This window comes from Pedobacter indicus, from assembly GCF_003449035.1.
Lineage (GTDB): Bacteria > Bacteroidota > Bacteroidia > Sphingobacteriales > Sphingobacteriaceae > Albibacterium > Albibacterium indicum.
Map to the genome: position 1 here is coordinate 965038 of NZ_QRGB01000001.1, position 17123 is coordinate 982160.

The following is a 17123-nucleotide window of genomic DNA, read 5'->3' on the forward strand; positions in this document are numbered from 1 at the left end:
GACTATAATGTATATTTACCGAACTGTAAGTACAAATATATGCAAAAAAGATGGGTCGAAAAGCCACAACTATATCCTGAACAGGTTCAAAACTTATCTAAAACTTTAAATATCAACCCCGTCTTGGCTAGTCTGCTGGTTAAAAGAGAGATTCATACTTACGAAGATGCAAAAGCCTTCTTTTGTCCGGACTTAGGTCAATTACATGACCCTTATCTTATGCAAGACATGGAGAAAGCGGTATTCAGAATTACCCGGGCTCTAAAGAATAAAGAAAAAATACTTGTCTATGGCGACTACGACGTGGATGGAACAACAGCTGTGGCGGTTGTATATTGCTTCTTAAATGAATTGGCTCCAAATTATATTGATTATTATATCCCCGACCGCTATGAGGAAGGTTATGGGATATCTAAAAAGGGGGTTGATTTCGCTCATACAAACCAATTCTCATTGATTATTGCGCTTGATTGTGGGATTAAAGCAAATGACTTGATTGACTATGGTAATCAGTTGGGGGTTGACTTTATCATTGCGGACCATCATACGCCCGGCGCTCGGTTGCCATCTGCATATGCCGTGTTAGATCCGAAACGTGCTGATTGTCAATACCCTTTTCCTGAATTATCAGGATGTGGTGTAGGTTTGAAAATAGTTCATGCACTTGTCTTACGGTTGGGTCTTCCGCTGGAGGAGGTGTATCGGTATCTAGATCTGGTAGCGGTGAGTATCTCGGCAGATATGGTTCCTGTCGTTGGGGAGAATAGGATATTGTCTTTCTACGGATTGAAAAAATTGAACGATGATCCTTGTCCGGGTTTAAAGGCATTGATAAATTTGAGAGGGAGTCAAGCTGAGTTGTCATCAACTGATCTGATATTTCATATTGGCCCTAGAATCAATGCGGCCGGAAGAATTAAACATGCGAGAGCTGCTGTGGAGTTGCTTATCTCGCAAGATCCATATCTGGCTTCGAGTTTAAGCAAAGAGATAGAAGGACAAAATCATCAGCGGAAAGCGTTCGATATCCAGATAACGGAACAGGCGACGGCCATGATTATGGGTAGTCAAGAGATGATGAAAAGAAAGACGACCGTCGTCTTTCAACCGAAGTGGCATAAAGGCGTAATTGGTATCGTCGCATCACGTTTAATTGATAAGTTTTATCGTCCTACAATTGTCTTGACTCAATCGAATGGCCTCATTACTGGTTCTGCGCGTTCTATTTTTGGTTTTGATCTTTATGCAGCTTTAAGTCAATGCAGCGAACTGTTTGAACAATTCGGAGGGCATAAGTACGCTGCAGGCTTGACCATGAAAAAGGAGAATGTCGAAGCTCTGCAAGAGCGATTTGAAGAGGTAGTCGCGGCTAGTATTCCTGATGAATTGTTGACACCGGAGTTGCTTATCGATGAGCAACTTCATTTTGACGATGTTGACGGTAAGTTTTTTAGGATTTTAAATCGCTTTGCCCCTTTTGGGCAAGAGAATGAATTGCCTTTATTTCTTAGTAAAAACGTTATGGTAAGAGATATTCCGCAAATCGTAGGGAAAAATCATCTCAAAATAAGAGTTTCTCAAGGTTCTTCCGCTATCTTTGATTGTATAGGATTTGGCCTTTCACACCATAATTCACTTGTAACTAAAGGCGCGGCTATCGATATTTGTTATACTATTGAAGAAAATAATTGGCGTGGGGTCAAGAGTGTTCAATTAAATATTAAAGATATCAGACCAGCGACGTAACGTACACCACCGTCATAAAGAAAAACATAATGATATTAAAAGCAGAACATTTGGTAAAGAAGTATAAACAACGAAAGGTTGTTGACGACGTGTCCTTCCATGTCGAACAGGGAGAGATCGTAGGTTTGCTTGGACCAAATGGAGCCGGGAAAACAACTTCTTTTTATATGATTGTTGGACTCATTAAGCCAACTGAGGGAAAAGTTTTCTTAGATGATCAAGAAATTACCGGTGACGCGATGTATCGGAGGGCGCAAAAAGGTATCGGCTATTTAGCACAAGAAGCTTCCGTGTTTCGGAAGCTCTCTGTTGAAGATAATATTCTAGCAGTGCTGGAGATCCATTATAAGGACAAAGAAGAGCGCAAGCAAAAGTTAGAGGAACTGATTAATGAGTTTAGTTTGAATAAGGTTCGGAAGAACCGAGGAGATCTACTTTCGGGTGGCGAAAGGCGTCGAACAGAGATTGCACGTGCCTTGGCCGCGAATCCCAATTTCATTTTGTTAGATGAGCCTTTTGCCGGTGTTGACCCGATTGCGGTCGAGGAGATTCAAACCATTGTTCATAAGCTCAAACATCGAAATATAGGTATTTTAATAACGGACCATAATGTTCAGGAGACCCTTTCAATTACGGATCGAGCTTATTTATTAACTGAAGGTAAGATCATGTTAACCGGGACCCCTCCTGAGATAGCTGTAAATGAAATGGCAAGGAAATTTTATTTAGGTCAGAATTTTGAATTAAAAATTAAAAAGCGTTAGGAATCGAGCATGGCAGCACTGGTTAATTCCATTCTTAAGTGGATCATGAAAAAGCGTGTACATCAAATCGAGCTTTTTAAACAGTACCCCAATGAAGTCCAAGAAGAATGGTTTCATGATCTTATAAAAACTGCACAAGCTACAGAGTGGGGGAAGAAGTATGATTATGAATCAATTTCTTCTGTTAATGACTTTAAAGAACGGGTTCCCATTCAGGACTATGATTCTTTAAAGCCTTATATTGAGCGGATGATGAAGGGTGAGCAAAATATTCTTTGGCCTTCAACGATCAAATGGTTCGCTAAGTCATCCGGGACAACTTCCGATCGTAGTAAATATATCCCGGTTAGCCAGGAAGCCTTAGAAGAATGTCATTATGCTGGTGGAAAAGATCTGCTTAGTATATATTGCTTGAACCGCCCAAACAATAATCTTTTTGAAGGAAAGGGTCTTGTCTTGGGAGGGAGCCATCAGATTAATGCGCTAGGCAAAACCTCTTCTGGCGATCTTTCTGCCATCATTGTTCAAAACCTGCCTTTCTGGGCCGAGTATCATCGCTTCCCAGATATTGATCTTACGCTTAATCCTAACTTCGAAGAAAAAATTGAAAAGATTGCACATTTGGGTTTAACTGAAAATATAACAAGTTTATCGGGTGTGCCCACTTGGAACGTCGTGTTAGCGAAACGGATGCTTGAAATTTCTGGGAAGTTAAATTTACTTGAGATTTGGCCTAATCTTGAATTTTACTTTCACGGAGGGGTCAGCTTCAAGCCTTACCGTGAACAGTTTAAGCAGTTGATTCCCTCCGATAGTATGTATTACCTAGAAAACTATAATGCTTCGGAAGGTTACTTTGCCATTCAGGATTTACCTGATTCTGACGAGATGCTTTTGATGCTCGACTATGGTATTTATTATGAATTTATGCCGATGGAGAACTTCCATGACGAATATCCACAAACATTGAGTTTGTCGGAGGTTGAGCTGGGTAAAAACTACGCAATAATCATTTCTACAAATGCGGGGTTGTGGCGTTATATGATAGGCGATACGGTACGATTTACCTCGCGCTATCCTTTTCGTATTCAAGTAAGCGGTCGTACGAAGCAGTATATTAATGCCTTTGGTGAAGAGCTGATCGTCGATAATGCCGAAGATGGAATCCGAGAGGCTTGTGACAAAACAGGTGCTATTATAAAAGATTTTACTGCAGGACCAGTTTATTTTGAGAGGAATGAGGCGGGAGCTCATGAATGGATTATCGAACTTTCCAAAGAGCCTGGGAGCCGCTCTGAATTTGTCGCCGTCTTGGATCAGGCACTTCGTCAGATTAATTCAGATTATGACGCCAAGCGATTCAATAATCTGGCGCTAAAAGAACCCATCGTACATTTCGCTGAGGAGGGAACCTTTTATCAATGGATGAAAGAGCGCGGCAAGTTAGGCGGACAAAATAAGGTACCGCGCTTATCGAACGATCGATCCTTTCTTGATCCGATAATCCAAATGATTAAAGAAAAAAGGGGATAGCTAGCCTGTCATCCCTCATTACCGATTTATTGTTGCTTTGTTGGAACTTGCTCCTTTTTTGGAAAAACCAGCGATAAGATTACGCTTCCTGCCAAAATTCCTAAGATTACAATAAGCGAATGCATCGTCGTAAATCCGAGTTCGGCGAGCTGTCCATGTAGCAACATTTTAGCCCCGATAAAGACAAGTAGAAAAGAAAGTCCCGCTTTTAGATAATGGAATTTGTGAATGATGTTTACCAATAAGAAAAACATTGATCTAAGTCCTAAAATTGCGAAGATATTAGAGAAGAAGACAATGTATGGGTCTTGTGTTACAGAAAAAATGGCAGGAATCGAGTCAACCGCAAAAATGATATCCGTCGACTCAATCATCAGCAATACTAGAAAGAGCGGTGTGATAAAAGTTTTTCCATCTATTTTGTGGAAGAAATTTCCATTTACAAAGCCTGGGGTAACAGAAAAATGTTTGGATGCGAAACGCACGATTCGATTCTCCTGTGGATCCATCGTTTCCTCTTGATTACGGTTAATGAACATCATAATACCCGTGTAAACTAAGAACGCGCCAAAAACATAAAGTATCCAATCGAAACGACTAATCAGAGCAGCACCTATAAAAATAAATACGAAACGGAAGAATACAGCTCCTAAGATACCCCATACTAATACCTTATGATAATGTTTGGGGTCAACTCCAAATGAACTAAATATTAACACCATCACGAAAATATTATCGACCGATAGCGCATATTCGACTACGTAGCCAGTAAGGTATTCCAATGCCAGGTTATTATTGTATATCCTTATACTGGCAGCCAAGTCACCAGGAATTGCAGCAATGTCGTGCATATGATTTTCCGTGACGGTAGCAAGGGTTTCAAAGTCATGGACATTATGTAACTCATTCCCCCAAACCCGCAGAAGTACATAAAAAGCAAGTGCAAAGAAGACCCATATTGAGCTCATGATAGCCGCAGCTTTAAAACTGACAACCTCATTTTTCTTGCTAAAGACCCCCAAGTCTAATGCGAGCATCAGCGCGATAAAAATTAAGAATCCACCGAAGAAAAGAAATTCATTTGTGAGAAAGGAAGTATCCATTTGTTTATTTTTTGCGTTCTGTTGTAAATTTTACTAACTGCTCGAGCCCCGTCCGATAAGAATTCTCAGGGAAAGTGTACAGTATCTTAAAAGCTTCGTCTTGATATTGTAGCATTTTCTGCTTTGCATAGGCTAATCCGCCGCTACCATTCACATAGTCAATCACTTCCCGAACCCGACTAGGATCCTCGTTATGATTTTTTACTAAATTAATAAAATATCTCTTTTCTGCTTTGGAAGATTTATTTAATGCATAGATTAGAGGAAGTGTGAGTTTTTTCTCTTTAATGTCATTTCCTACAGGCTTACCAACATCGTCAACCCCGAAATCAAAGAGATCATCCTTAATTTGAAAAGCAATACCTATCTTTTCTCCCAACCGGTGCATTCGGTTCACTGCTTCATCATCCACCGTTCCCACTGAAGCCGCTCCACATGCACAACATGATGCAATTAGAGAAGCTGTTTTTTTTCTTATCACCTCGAAGTAGACCGTTTCGTCAATATCGAGCCTTCTCGCTTTTTCCATCTGTAGAAGCTCTCCCTCACTCATCTGCTCTACTGCTTCGGAGACAATTTTGAGAAGTTTAAAGTCGTCATTCCGTATCGAAAGCGAAAGACCTCTTGCTAGAAGGAAATCTCCTACCAAAACGGCTACTTTATTTTTCCAAAGCGCATTGACTGAGAAAAAGCCTCTTCGTTCATTGGAATTGTCGACCACGTCATCGTGCACTAGGGTTGCAGTATGCAGCAATTCCACAAGTGAAGCTCCGCGATGCGTAGCCTCGCAGATGTCTCCACAAGTGCCAGCAGAAAAGAACACGAACATCGGCCTAATTTGCTTTCCCTTCCTTTTAACAATGTAGTGAGTAATCCGATCTAATAAAGGTACGGAACTCGCCATCGATTGCTTGAACTTTTCTTCAAATAAATCAAGTTGTTCCGCTATAGGTTTTTTTATCTCATCGAGCTTCAACATGTATGCTGGTGGCGGTTGAAAATTTTCAGCACAAACATAATAAAATTTAAGTTATTTGCAGGCTGTCGCCTGTCACAAAAAAATAATAAAAAGGAAGACTAATTCGCTGTTTATAATTTGGAAGGTGTACAAGAATTGATAAACTGTGCTATCTCACCGGGCAAAGCAATCTGATCTACTACTTTTTTAGTGATTGCTTGTGATGGCATGTATGGTATTTGGCAAGAAATCGGATCCTGAGCTATACAATAGCCCCCATTAAGTTTGATTGACTGCATTCCTTTTACGCCGTCTGCATTGGCACCGGATAATAGGATACCGACAAGGTTTTTTTTATATGCGTCCGCAGCTGATTGAAATGTTAAATCGATACTGGGTCTTGAAAAGTTAATTTTCTCAGAAATATCTAATGAGAAAGAATGGTTCTTTTCAACAAACAGATGATAGTCAGCCGCCGCAAGGTAAACTTTGCCGTTTTCGATCGGCTCTTTATCCTCCGCTTCCTTTACCGGGAGGTTAGATTTAGAGTTCAAAAGCTCTAAGAGAATATCAGGTTCGTTCACTGCTTTCCGATGAAAAATAATCACAATCGATAATTTCAGGTCTTGCTTCAATTCAGGCAAGATCTCCATGACCACTTGTAAACTGCCCGCTGACCCTCCGATAACCACCATATCAGTAGCCATGCTTCCTCCAGATTTTTTGCTTAGGATCCACCTGTTTATATTTGTCGGAAATATTCGCAAAGCGCAGTGTTTCCTTTGTACCTAATGCCAGATAACCCAAGTTTTCCAGGCTTTTATCCATTAAATTGAACACACGCGACTGAAGATGTGTATTGAAGTAGATAAGGACATTTCTGCACATGATCAGTTGAAACGAGTTGAAGGAAGAGTCAGACACCAGATTATGAGTAGAAAAAACAATCTTCTTTCGAAGAGGCTCCTTGAAAATCATAACATCATAGTTGGCGGTATAGTAGGATGAAAAGTCTTGATAACCACCGCTTAATAAGTAATTTTCTGAATACTGCTTAATTAGTTTAACAGGAAATATACCAGACTTAGCCTTTTCCAAAACTCGTGGATTAAGATCAGTGGCATAGATTAGACTTCTATCTAATAAATTTGCCTCTTCCAAAAGAATGGCAACTGAATAAGCTTCTTCTCCTGATGCACAACCAGCGATCCAGACTCGGATAAAGGGATATGTGCCGAGCGTGGGGATGATATGCTGTCGTAGATATTTAAAAAAATCAGGATCGCGGAACATTTCTGTCACGTTAACGGTAATTTCTTCTATGAATCGACGTAAATAAAATGGGTCATGAACCAGACGATACCGCATCTCTGCAAAACTCGGGAACTTGTCAATAACAACCAAACGATTTAGTCTACGCTTCATTGAGGCACGGCTATAATCAGAAAAATCATAGCCATGCTCTGCATGTAAATCCATTAAAAGAAGCTCGACATCCTCATCATTTACCGTTTGTAATTCCATTATCTATGTTGCCTAACTGCTGGTTAATCTTATTTATTAATAAATCGACATCAACCGGTTTCGCCAAATAGTCGACAGCCCCTGCTGCAAGGCATTTCTCCCGGTCGCCTGCCATTGCCTGAGCAGTTACAGCAATTATAGGAATATGTAAGAGTTTCTCTTGAGCTTTTATCAGACTGATCGCTTCATAACCGTCCATCTCAGGCATCATCATATCCATTAAAACTATGCCAACTTTGTTGTTTTTTATTAATTGGCTAATACCTTCTTTGGCAGATTGGGCGGTTAAGCATGTAAAACCGCGCGATTTGAGTACTGCGCATAAAGCGAAAATATTTTTTTCATCGTCGTCAATCACTAAAATTTGAGGTTTCATAAAAGTGTGAATGCTTAGGTTTAAGTTTAAGGATACAGCCATACTCTCAGTAACGATACGAGCTGGTCAATATCCACAGGTTTAGAAATATAATCTGACGCGCCCGCTTGAATGCATTTCTCCCGGTCGCCAACCATCGCTTTTGCCGTAACCGCTAAAATTGGTAGAGAACTTAATTTCGGATTTTTACGAATGCGAGTGGTCGTTTCATAACCGTCCATTTGCGGCATCATCATATCCATCAAAATAATATCTACTTTATCTGCATTAGCTTCCAACACTTCTAAGGCTTCTTTGCCATCATTTGCCGTCAATACATGCATATTGAAGTGTTCCAATGCTTTTGTTAGTGAAAATATATTTCGAATATCATCATCAGCGACCAATACAGTTTTCCCTTCTAGGATGTCATTAAAACGACCAGGGTTGCTAATAAGTTTCTTTTTACCGTCTGCCTCTTTATTTTCTTCGACTAAATGTAAAAAGAGAGTAACCTCATCTAGAATCCGCTGATAAGAGTGAGCAGTTTTCACGACAATTGAATCTGCATACTGTTTAATTTTCTGCTCTTCAATGCGTGAGAGGTTTTTTCCTGTGAAGACAATAATCGGCAGGTTATCCAGCCCCGGATTGTCTTTAACCGCCTCTAATGTTTTGTAACCGATCTCATCCGGAATCCCCATATCCAGGATGACACAATCGACGCCCTCGTTTTTTAATGTTTGGACACCGGTTTGTATATCGCCTTTGATTTCAGATTTTACATTGAATGTACCCAGGTATTGAGCGAGAGCTTCAGCATGCTTTGCGTTTTCTTCAATAATTAAAACTTTCTTCGACCCACGCTCCAAAGCTTTCTCCAATTTTTTGAATATCTCATTCATTTGTTCAAAAGCTATAGGCTTATTGATAAAATCAATCGCTCCTTTCCGAAGACTCTCTTTTCTTATTTCGTATGATGACATCATATGTACCGGAATATGTCGAGTGCTTGGGTTTTCTTTCAGCTCCTTCATCACTTGCCAACCGTCTTTGATAGGTAGCTGCAGGTCTAAAAGTATTGCTTGCGGGTTATAGCGAAATGCCATTTCTATTCCTTCATCTCCACGAACCGCCACAAGCCCTTTATAACCTTTTTTCTGGGTAAAAGAGAGGAGGGATTTTGCAAAAGAGGTATCGTCTTCAATTATGAGTATTACATTATCTCCTTTCTTAATACTTTTTCTGTCGTCTGGCACATCTTCCGGAATTACAGAAGTGATGAAGCTTTGTCCTCCATTCGTTTCCGGTTTTTGTTCCGAAGGTTGTTCAGTTTGGTCTGGTTCAACCTGAACTTCAATAGGCTCTTGTTTTGGGTCATCTTTTTCATTTTCACTATCCGAGGTAATTGCACTTGACCCATCAACTGGTATACTCAAAATAAATTCGCTTCCTGAAGACTCTTTACTTTTTACTGTTAAATCCCCACCTAGTAGCCGTGCCAGCTCACGACTAATTGCCAGTCCTAAGCCGGTTCCTCCAAATTTTCTTCTGGTTGATCCATCAGCCTGTTGGAAAGCACCAAAAATATGTTCTAGTTTATCCGCCGGAATTCCGATACCGCTGTCTTTGACCGAAAATATGATGTGATCAGGTTTTTTTGGATCATCGTGAATGTTCATTTTAATAAATCCGGTTTTGGTAAACTTCAACGCATTAGACAGCAAATTTTTAAGAATCTGTTCCAATCGAAGTCGGTCAGTCGTAATCAGCAGTGGTGCGTCATTGCTGATCGTAAATTGCAAGTCGAGGTTCTTTTCTTTTGCCATCTCACTGAATATTGACCGCATAGAAGTTACGACCTCCTGAATCGACTCTGGTTTGAATTCGACTGTCATTTTTCCTGCCTCAATTTTAGAAAGGTCTAAGATTTCATCAATCAGCGAAAGTAAACTTTTTCCGGAGTTTTGAATTACATGAGCATATTCTACCTGGTCGTTGTTCAAATTGTTTTCCCCATTCTCGCTCAACAACCGAGAGAGGAGCAGGATCGAGTTCAGCGGCGTCCTTAGTTCATGGGACATATTAGCCAAAAATTCCGATTTGTAGCGTGTGCTTAGTTCCAGTTCTTCCGCTTTTTTCTGTATTTCTAGGTTTCGATCAATGATAATCTGATTTCGATCTTCCAGTAAATTGCTTCGCTCCTCTAGTTCCTGGTTCGCCTGTAATAATTCCTCCTGCTGTACTTTAAGCTCTTCCTCGGATGCTTGCAATTTTTGTGTCTGAGCTTCCAATTCCGTATTCAGATTTTCGAGTTCACTATGTTGTGTTTGCAATTCCTCAGTTTGCGTTTGCGTTTCCTCCAGAAGCTCCTGTAACCGTATACGTGATTTCATGGACTGAACCATGCTTGCTATATTAACACCAACCTGTTTTACAAAATCCTTCGTCCCGGGATGAAAATCTGTAAACGAAGCGATCTCAATAACCCCTTCTATTTCTTCCGCCTGAATCAATGGTAAAATGAGTAGGTTTTTGGGTTGAGCTTGACCCAAGCTGCTGCCTATAGCAAGATAACCCTCTGGCACCGAGTCAATAATCATCGGAATACGGTTTTCTGCAACCTTCCCTAATCGGTTTTGTCCAATTCTAACTAGGCGGGGCAGGTTCTCTTCATTTATCACTGCATAGCTGCACTGCAATTCAAGCATATTGGAATAATTGTGAAGATAGAAGACCCCAATTTCCGCACCCAAGTAATCTACCAACGTTTTTAAGACGGTTTCACAAGCGTCACCAATTTTTTTCTGACCGATTAATACACCGTTAATCTTTGAGAGGCCTGTCTGCACCCAAATTTCCTGCTCACTTGCATCCGAAAACTCTTTAAGGGAGTTTCGCATGTTTACGATTGCATGGCCTAGATCATCCTTTTTGCTTCGGGGTTGAAAAGCAACATCAAAATTACTATTACCTATAGCGCGTGCAGCAATTTCAATCTTTTTATTATTTCGGTCAATTTGCATGAAAGAGCTCGCCAAGCTTCCTAAATCGTCTTTAGGGAACTTCGGCAATTTAATATCGGTTTCTCCACGCGCCATCCTTCCTGCGGCGATACGTAATGAGTTGACCTGATCACTTGTTGATCGGATGAAAAATGCGATAAGTAAAATAATTATTAAGATAACGATGCTGATCACCGTTAGCATCGTCCGCTGAAGAAGTATCGCATGGTCGTGATAAGCGGTTGTTTCTTGGTGAACACTGTTTAAAAGAGATTCTTGCAAACTTGTTAGACCATCTACCCCTGCGGCCGATATCCGCCACCATTCTTCGCTTGAATAGTTCGTTCTCGTCGCTCCGTTTACCACTAATTCGTTGAGTGACGCGAGCATTGCCTGTAATCCACTTTCTTCACGAAGCTCTGAATATTCATTTGTGATCATCGTATCGTTGCTATTCAGAACTTCAGCTTCCAGAGAGCGGAATAGTTTGTAGGTTTGCTGGAAACTATTGTCTAATTCTCCCTCATCAATAGCCGATACGTAAACATCCAATCTTAGCTGTGTTAAAAGGTTTATCATATAAGACAATGCGCTGCTTGCCATCATTTTGGCTTCGGATCGCCCTTTAATCGTTGGGTTGTCGCTGCGCATGGTGTTGTTGCTTTGAAGCTGGTCGACGATAAGCTGATAATTGTCCAGAACGTCCCTTGTTGAAATTTGCGCGCTATCAATTAAAGACCGCCAGACTCCCAAATCATCACCAAAAGAATACTCCCGCTCATGTGAAGTTTCAGTAGTGGTCAGCTGGGTAAGATATTGTATGGACTGGTCCACTTCAGCCCGATACCTCTCTAAATCTTGATTCGAGTTTCGCTGGGCAAGCTTGCTAATACTGAAACGGCGTTCCATTTGTATGCAGTTCGTTAGCTTGTTAGACGCCATTGTGATCTCCAAACGTTTTATGAAATTGTTCGTTGTTTCATTGCGTACCCTTCGTTCTTCGCGGATAAAAAAGAATGCAAAGATTAAGACTACCAGAGGAATTCCAGTGCTTAATATCAATTTGATATTGAATGGTATCCGATTAAATGTCTTTCTCATTAATGATTAATTTATCTTTTTATAAGGCAGTGTAAATGAAAAAGTGGAACCTTCTCCTGGAGTGCTCTGAACGTTGCATTTACCGCCGTGTCTTTGTATTATTTCCTGACAGATAAATAGGCCAATGCCGAGACCCTGAAACCTATGGGATGTTTCCTCTATCCGGAAAAACTTCTCAAAGAGTTGTTCTTGGAGTTCCTGAGAAATACCGATACCGTAGTCTCGTACCCGAACCTCAAGATGTTCATCCCCAAGATCCGTTTCTACTTCTAAAGTTTTATTGTCTGGGGAATATTTGATTCCGTTCGTTAAATAGTTAATGACCACTTGCTCTATCCTCATTTCATCACCTAGGTACATAAGATTGGCAGAACCCTTCCTTAAGATTTGATGTTCGGGGTAAACTTGCTGAATGTTATCGATTGCATTGTTAAGCATGTCGTCAAATGAAAAAGCTTTGATATTAAACTTCATCTTGCCACTTTCCATTTTTGAAATATCTAAAAGATCGGACACCAAGTCACCTAGTTTGTTAACCTGTTGACTAACCTTTTGAATATAAGGTTTAAGCTCTTCATCTTCTTTGCGCTGGATTAGTCGGTCAAGTAATTGGATATAACCGCGGACACTAGTCAGCGGCGTTTTTAGTTCATGGCTCGCGATGCTGATAAATTCATCTTTTTTATTCTCCAGTTCTTTCCGCGCTTCGATTTCTCTCTTCAACGATTTTTGAACTTTTTTAAGTTTATCCGTTTGTTCGAACAAACGGATGAATGTTTTGACCTTTAAAAGCAGAATATCCGGATCAAAAGGTTTTGTGATATAATCAACAGCACCCGCTCGATAACCTCTAGTGATAAACTCCTTGTCGATGTTAACCGCTGATAAAAATAAAATAGGAGTGTCTTTTGCCTTACTATAGTCCAATATTGTTTCCGCAACCTCAAATCCATCCATTCCGGGCATCTGAACATCTAGGATAATAAGTGAATAAATGGTTTTGAGGACTTTTCTCAATGCTTCCTCTCCCGATGATGCTTCTTCAACCTCAAAGTTGTTATGTTCCAAAAAGCTACGTAGTGAGATTAGGTTCTCTTGTTTATCATCAACGATTAAAATCATAAAACAAAATAAGAGTGATAAAGTATTGGTTTGTTATTGCTATAACAATTTTACGAAAAAGGTGTGACATAAAAAAAGGGACAAACGACGTTGTCCCTTTCTTTTCAGACATAAGTCTCTATAAAGAGCTATGTATTATAAGATTAAGATTAATAATAAAATAATGATGATAATCGCACCTACTGAAAGATAGACACCACGCTCACCAAATGCGCGAGCTTCTTTGTTCATGTCTCTGAGCTCTTGGCGTAGAGCCTTTCTTTCTGATCTGGTAAGCTCTGATTTGTCCATTTCCTTAATTTCTTTTACACGCTGACGCATCTCATTCATGCGAATTTCGATTTCTTCGTCAGTAAAAGTTTTTGGTGCTGGTTCATCAACCGGCTTAGCCGAAACAGTCGGGCCAAAGGTGAACGCTAACATCATCATCGTTAGCATCATGTAGATTTTAACTTTCATAATGAATTATTTAAGTGAACAATAGTGTTTTCTATAAATACAAAAACCCTACCATTTGTTTTTTAATTCATTAAATATTTTTCATGATCGAATGACCGAGCTTATCTCGTTTAGTCCGTAAATACAGTTCATTATGTTTATTCGAGGCGATCTCAATCGGCACATTTTCAACTACTTCCAGTCCATACCCGATCATCCCTGCCCGTTTCTTAGGGTTATTCGTCATCAAGCGCATTTTGGTTACTCCAAGGTTTCTAAGAATCTGAGCTCCAATTCCATAGTCGCGCTGATCAGCTTTAAAACCGAGTTTCAAGTTTGCGTCAACAGTATCCAACCCATTTTCCTGTAAATTATAAGCTCTTAATTTGTTGATCAAGCCAATCCCTCTACCTTCCTGATTCATGTATACGATCACACCTTTGCCTTCTTTTTCGATCATCTCCATAGCCTTATGAAGCTGTGGACCACAATCACAACGGCATGAACCGAAGATGTCGCCCGTAACACAAGAACTGTGCACCCGAACCAAGATAGGTTCATCTGGTTCCCATGAACCCTTAATCAACGCTACATGTTGTTCACCTGTGTTCTTCTGAGTATAGGCTGAAAGCTCAAATTCACCCCATTCTGTGGGTAATTTAACTGAAACCTCTTTGGTAATCAAGGAGTCTTTGTGTAGACGATATTCAATCAAATCTTCGATCGAGATTATCTTAAGATCAAATTTCTTAGCGATCGGGATCAAGTCAGGTAGCCGTGCCATTTCACCGTCTTCTTTCAAGATCTCTACCAACACCCCTGCAGGTTCAAAACCGGCGAGCCTTGCCAAGTCCACCGCAGCCTCTGTATGTCCGGTTCGCCTCAATACTCCTCCATCTTTTGCCATCAATGGGAAAATATGGCCGGGGCGACCAAGTTCTTCAGGTGTTGTATCGGGGTTAGTTAAAGCTTTAATGGTTTTCGACCGATCGGACGCCGAGATCCCTGTCGTGCAACCATGGCCTACTAGGTCTATCGATACCGTAAAGTTAGTTTCATAAGCAGCTGTATTTTTGCCCACCATTAGGTCCAGTTTCAACTCCTTGCAACGAGCCTCTGTCAATGGCGCGCAGATAAGTCCGCGGCCATGTGTAGCCATGAAGTTGATAACCTCGGGGGTCGCATTTTCCGCAGCTGTAATAAAATCGCCTTCATTCTCCCGGTCCTCGTCATCAACAACAATGATAACCTTTCCGGCTTTTATATCTTCAATCGCTTCTTCGATTGTATTTAGTTGAATTGCCATAAATTAATCAGGAATAGAATTTTGTACAAAGGTACTGTTTATGATGCGGTTTCTGATAATCCGCGTGTCATTATCTCGCTTTACGCTTAAACGGCTTTTGAATTTTTCGCCAAGTTTTTTTCACAATCGTTTTGTACTGTTCCACGTCAAATAAGGCTGAATCTGTTGCTGCCTTATAAGTTAGGAAAACACCTAGTGGAGCCAATACAATGATGGCTGTCCACATCCCCAGCGTTGTATCAATGTTCCCTTCGCGAGCCGACTTCTCAGCCAATGTTGAAATTACGTAGTAAATCAAGAAAAAGATGATGGCCATGACCACCGGAAGCCCCAGTCCCCCCTTTCTTATGATCGCACCAAGCGGAGCCCCAATTGAGAAAAAAACCAGGCATACCACCGATAGTGTAAATTTGCGTTGATACTCCATCAGGTAGCGGCGTATCGAAGTGCTGAATTCCGCATCTGTTGTCGCCTTTAAGGTCAATACATCCTGAATATAACGTACTTGGTTGCTTGCTTCTGAGACCGCCTGCGTTTTACTGTCATCCGGAATAAGTTCAAGCGTACTGTTCTCAAAAGTTACTGGACTTGTATTTTCGATCTTAAAAGGCTGATATTGATTATAAACACGGTAATAGGGGATGATTTCCCGAATAACCGTGGTTCTTAAACTATCGTTATAATGTTGAATTGAGTCAGCGTAATAGTCGAGTTGCCGAAGATTTAACATCGCATAATGACTTTTGAACAGATTCTCGTCAGTTCTTTTCATTTGAAAATCGGACATGTCAAATCGCTGCTCGGTTTGCTCAAAATAGTATCTTGTAAACAGCTGACGCGGATTGTAGACCTTCGAGCCAGATTGCTCTTCGTAGCGCACACCGTTTTTCAATTCTAAGATCATGTAGTTGGGATCCGGCGCATCGTACATTTTGCCTTCTTCGGCCATCAATACATTTGTTCCCGAAGAACCCTGTGCATGTTCATAGATCGTCAGGTTATGAAGGAGCGTTCCATCATTACTTTTATCCATTGCCCGGATCGAATAATTCGGGATGCTATTGTTGAAGACTCCTTCAGTGATTAAAAAGTCTGCTTTCTTTTGTCGCACATCGTACAAAAGGGACCCCATCTTTAAATTAGCAATTGGCAGCATGTAGTCACTGAAGAAAAAAGCTCCCGTGCTAAAGAGCATCACAAAGATGATAAGCGGCATCATCGCTTTTCGGAGCGATATTCCCGCAGCTTTAATCGCAACCAATTCATAGCTTTCTCCTAAATTGCCGAAGGTCATAATTGACGAGAGGAGCATGGAAAGAGGTAAAGCCATCGCTACATTGGTCGCAGACGCATACCATAGTAGTTGCAGGATAACATACCATTCGAAGCCTTTCCCAATGAGGTCATCGATGTATTTAAATAAAAAAAGCATCAAAAGCACGAACATTACGATAAAAAACGTAACGATGAATGGCTTTATAAATGCCTTTAGTACAAGTACGTGAACCTTTTTCACAGTACAAAGATACTGAATTTATTATTTATAGCTTAAGCGCCCAACACGCTAGACAGGTAGTCGATTGAGTTATCCCAGATTAGTTTTCTGTCTTCCAGGTTCTCTTCTTTTACAAAATCAGTTACTGCAAGTGCGACGTCATTGGTTAGTTCATCTTGAACTATCTCCAATTCGAAATAATAGGGTTCATCATCAATCCATTTATAGCGTACCGATTTGTTGTCTTTTACATTCACCAGTTTGGCTCTTTTTGAATCGTCATGCCATTGAAATGTATAGATGTTTTCTCGTATCGTAACTTCATCGGCAAACCATTGTGCTAATGCGTTGGGTTCATTTAGAAAAGAGAATAATATTTTAGGGGCTGATTTTACCTCATATTCGAGTTGTATTTTTACTTTTTCAGGCATATTTTTACTTGCTAGTCATTAACGTTTTTCCGCTTAAAAATATTCATTTTAAACTTTTTTTCTAAAGAAAAGGAATTTAAACTATATTTGCAAACCGAAAAATACAACTATACAAATTGGCGGGGTAGCTCAGATGGTTAGAGCGCAGGATTCATAACCCTGAGGTCGGCAGTTCGATTCTGCTCCCCGCTACTAAAAGAGCCTTGAGTAATCAAGGCTCTTTTATTTTTCAGTAAAGGCTG

At 40.4% G+C, this 17123-nt stretch carries 14 protein-coding genes and 1 tRNA gene; 4 read left to right on the forward strand and 11 right to left on the reverse strand.

Going from position 1 to position 17123, the window contains the following annotated elements:
• Positions 1-39: 39 nt before the first annotated feature.
• From recJ to D3P12_RS04475, 3 genes are read left to right on the forward strand one after another with little or no spacing between them, the layout of a single operon-like run.
• Positions 40-1746, forward strand: a complete 1707-nt coding sequence (recJ, locus tag D3P12_RS04465) for a single-stranded-DNA-specific exonuclease RecJ (RefSeq protein WP_118193874.1) — start codon at positions 40-42, stop codon at positions 1744-1746.
• Positions 1747-1775: 29 nt separating this feature from the next.
• Positions 1776-2510 carry an LPS export ABC transporter ATP-binding protein gene (lptB, locus tag D3P12_RS04470; RefSeq protein WP_118193875.1) on the forward strand — a complete coding sequence of 245 codons (735 nt, stop codon included), beginning with the start codon at positions 1776-1778 and terminating at the stop codon, positions 2508-2510.
• 9 nt (positions 2511-2519) lie between these two features.
• Positions 2520-4043 (forward strand): GH3 auxin-responsive promoter family protein, encoded by a 1524-nt coding sequence (locus D3P12_RS04475; RefSeq protein ID WP_245977386.1) that lies wholly within the window; start codon positions 2520-2522, stop codon positions 4041-4043.
• A 26-nt stretch (positions 4044-4069) separates the two neighbouring features.
• Here the strand turns inward: D3P12_RS04475 and D3P12_RS04480 are convergent, their stop codons facing one another.
• The 11 genes from D3P12_RS04480 to D3P12_RS04530 all read right to left on the reverse strand — a co-directional run bounded on the left by D3P12_RS04480 (position 4070) and on the right by D3P12_RS04530 (position 16881).
• Complete coding sequence (locus tag D3P12_RS04480) at positions 4070-5146, reverse strand: TerC/Alx family metal homeostasis membrane protein (RefSeq protein ID WP_118193876.1); 1077 nt, start codon at positions 5144-5146, stop codon at positions 4070-4072.
• Between the two features lie 4 nt (positions 5147-5150).
• The gene (locus D3P12_RS04485; RefSeq protein WP_118193877.1) at positions 5151-6125 is read right to left on the reverse strand and encodes a polyprenyl synthetase family protein; all 975 of its coding nucleotides are present in this window, start codon (positions 6123-6125) and stop codon (positions 5151-5153) included.
• Positions 6126-6235: 110 nt separating this feature from the next.
• Positions 6236-6811: a chemotaxis protein CheB gene (locus D3P12_RS04490; RefSeq protein ID WP_118193878.1), complete on the reverse strand. Its 576-nt coding sequence runs from the start codon at positions 6809-6811 to the stop codon at positions 6236-6238.
• Complete coding sequence (locus D3P12_RS04495; RefSeq protein ID WP_118193879.1) at positions 6801-7628, reverse strand: CheR family methyltransferase; 828 nt, start codon at positions 7626-7628, stop codon at positions 6801-6803. The genes D3P12_RS04490 and D3P12_RS04495 overlap by 11 nt, the downstream gene beginning before the upstream one ends.
• Entirely contained in the window at positions 7606-8004 is a 399-nt protein-coding gene (locus D3P12_RS04500; protein WP_118196966.1) for a response regulator, read from the reverse strand. The genes D3P12_RS04495 and D3P12_RS04500 overlap by 23 nt, the downstream gene beginning before the upstream one ends.
• Before the next feature lie 26 nt (positions 8005-8030).
• On the reverse strand, positions 8031-12089 hold the full coding sequence (locus D3P12_RS04505; RefSeq protein WP_118193880.1) for a response regulator: 4059 nt from the start codon (positions 12087-12089) through the stop codon (positions 8031-8033).
• A 6-nt stretch (positions 12090-12095) separates the two neighbouring features.
• Entirely contained in the window at positions 12096-13211 is a 1116-nt protein-coding gene (locus D3P12_RS04510; protein WP_118193881.1) for a sensor histidine kinase, read from the reverse strand.
• A gap of 135 nt (positions 13212-13346) precedes the next feature.
• Positions 13347-13670 (reverse strand): hypothetical protein, encoded by a 324-nt coding sequence (locus D3P12_RS04515; protein ID WP_118193882.1) that lies wholly within the window; start codon positions 13668-13670, stop codon positions 13347-13349.
• Between the two features lie 70 nt (positions 13671-13740).
• Positions 13741-14955 (reverse strand): bifunctional 3,4-dihydroxy-2-butanone-4-phosphate synthase/GTP cyclohydrolase II, encoded by a 1215-nt coding sequence (locus tag D3P12_RS04520; protein ID WP_118193883.1) that lies wholly within the window; start codon positions 14953-14955, stop codon positions 13741-13743.
• A gap of 70 nt (positions 14956-15025) precedes the next feature.
• Positions 15026-16471 carry an LptF/LptG family permease gene (locus tag D3P12_RS04525; protein WP_118193884.1) on the reverse strand — a complete coding sequence of 482 codons (1446 nt, stop codon included), beginning with the start codon at positions 16469-16471 and terminating at the stop codon, positions 15026-15028.
• Positions 16472-16503: 32 nt separating this feature from the next.
• A complete protein-coding gene (locus tag D3P12_RS04530) occupies positions 16504-16881 on the reverse strand; it encodes an START-like domain-containing protein (RefSeq protein ID WP_118193885.1) in 378 nt (125 codons plus the stop codon).
• Between the two features lie 118 nt (positions 16882-16999).
• Between D3P12_RS04530 and D3P12_RS04535 the strand changes: the two genes are divergently transcribed.
• Positions 17000-17073, forward strand: a tRNA-Met gene (locus D3P12_RS04535).
• Positions 17074-17123 lie beyond the last annotated feature (50 nt).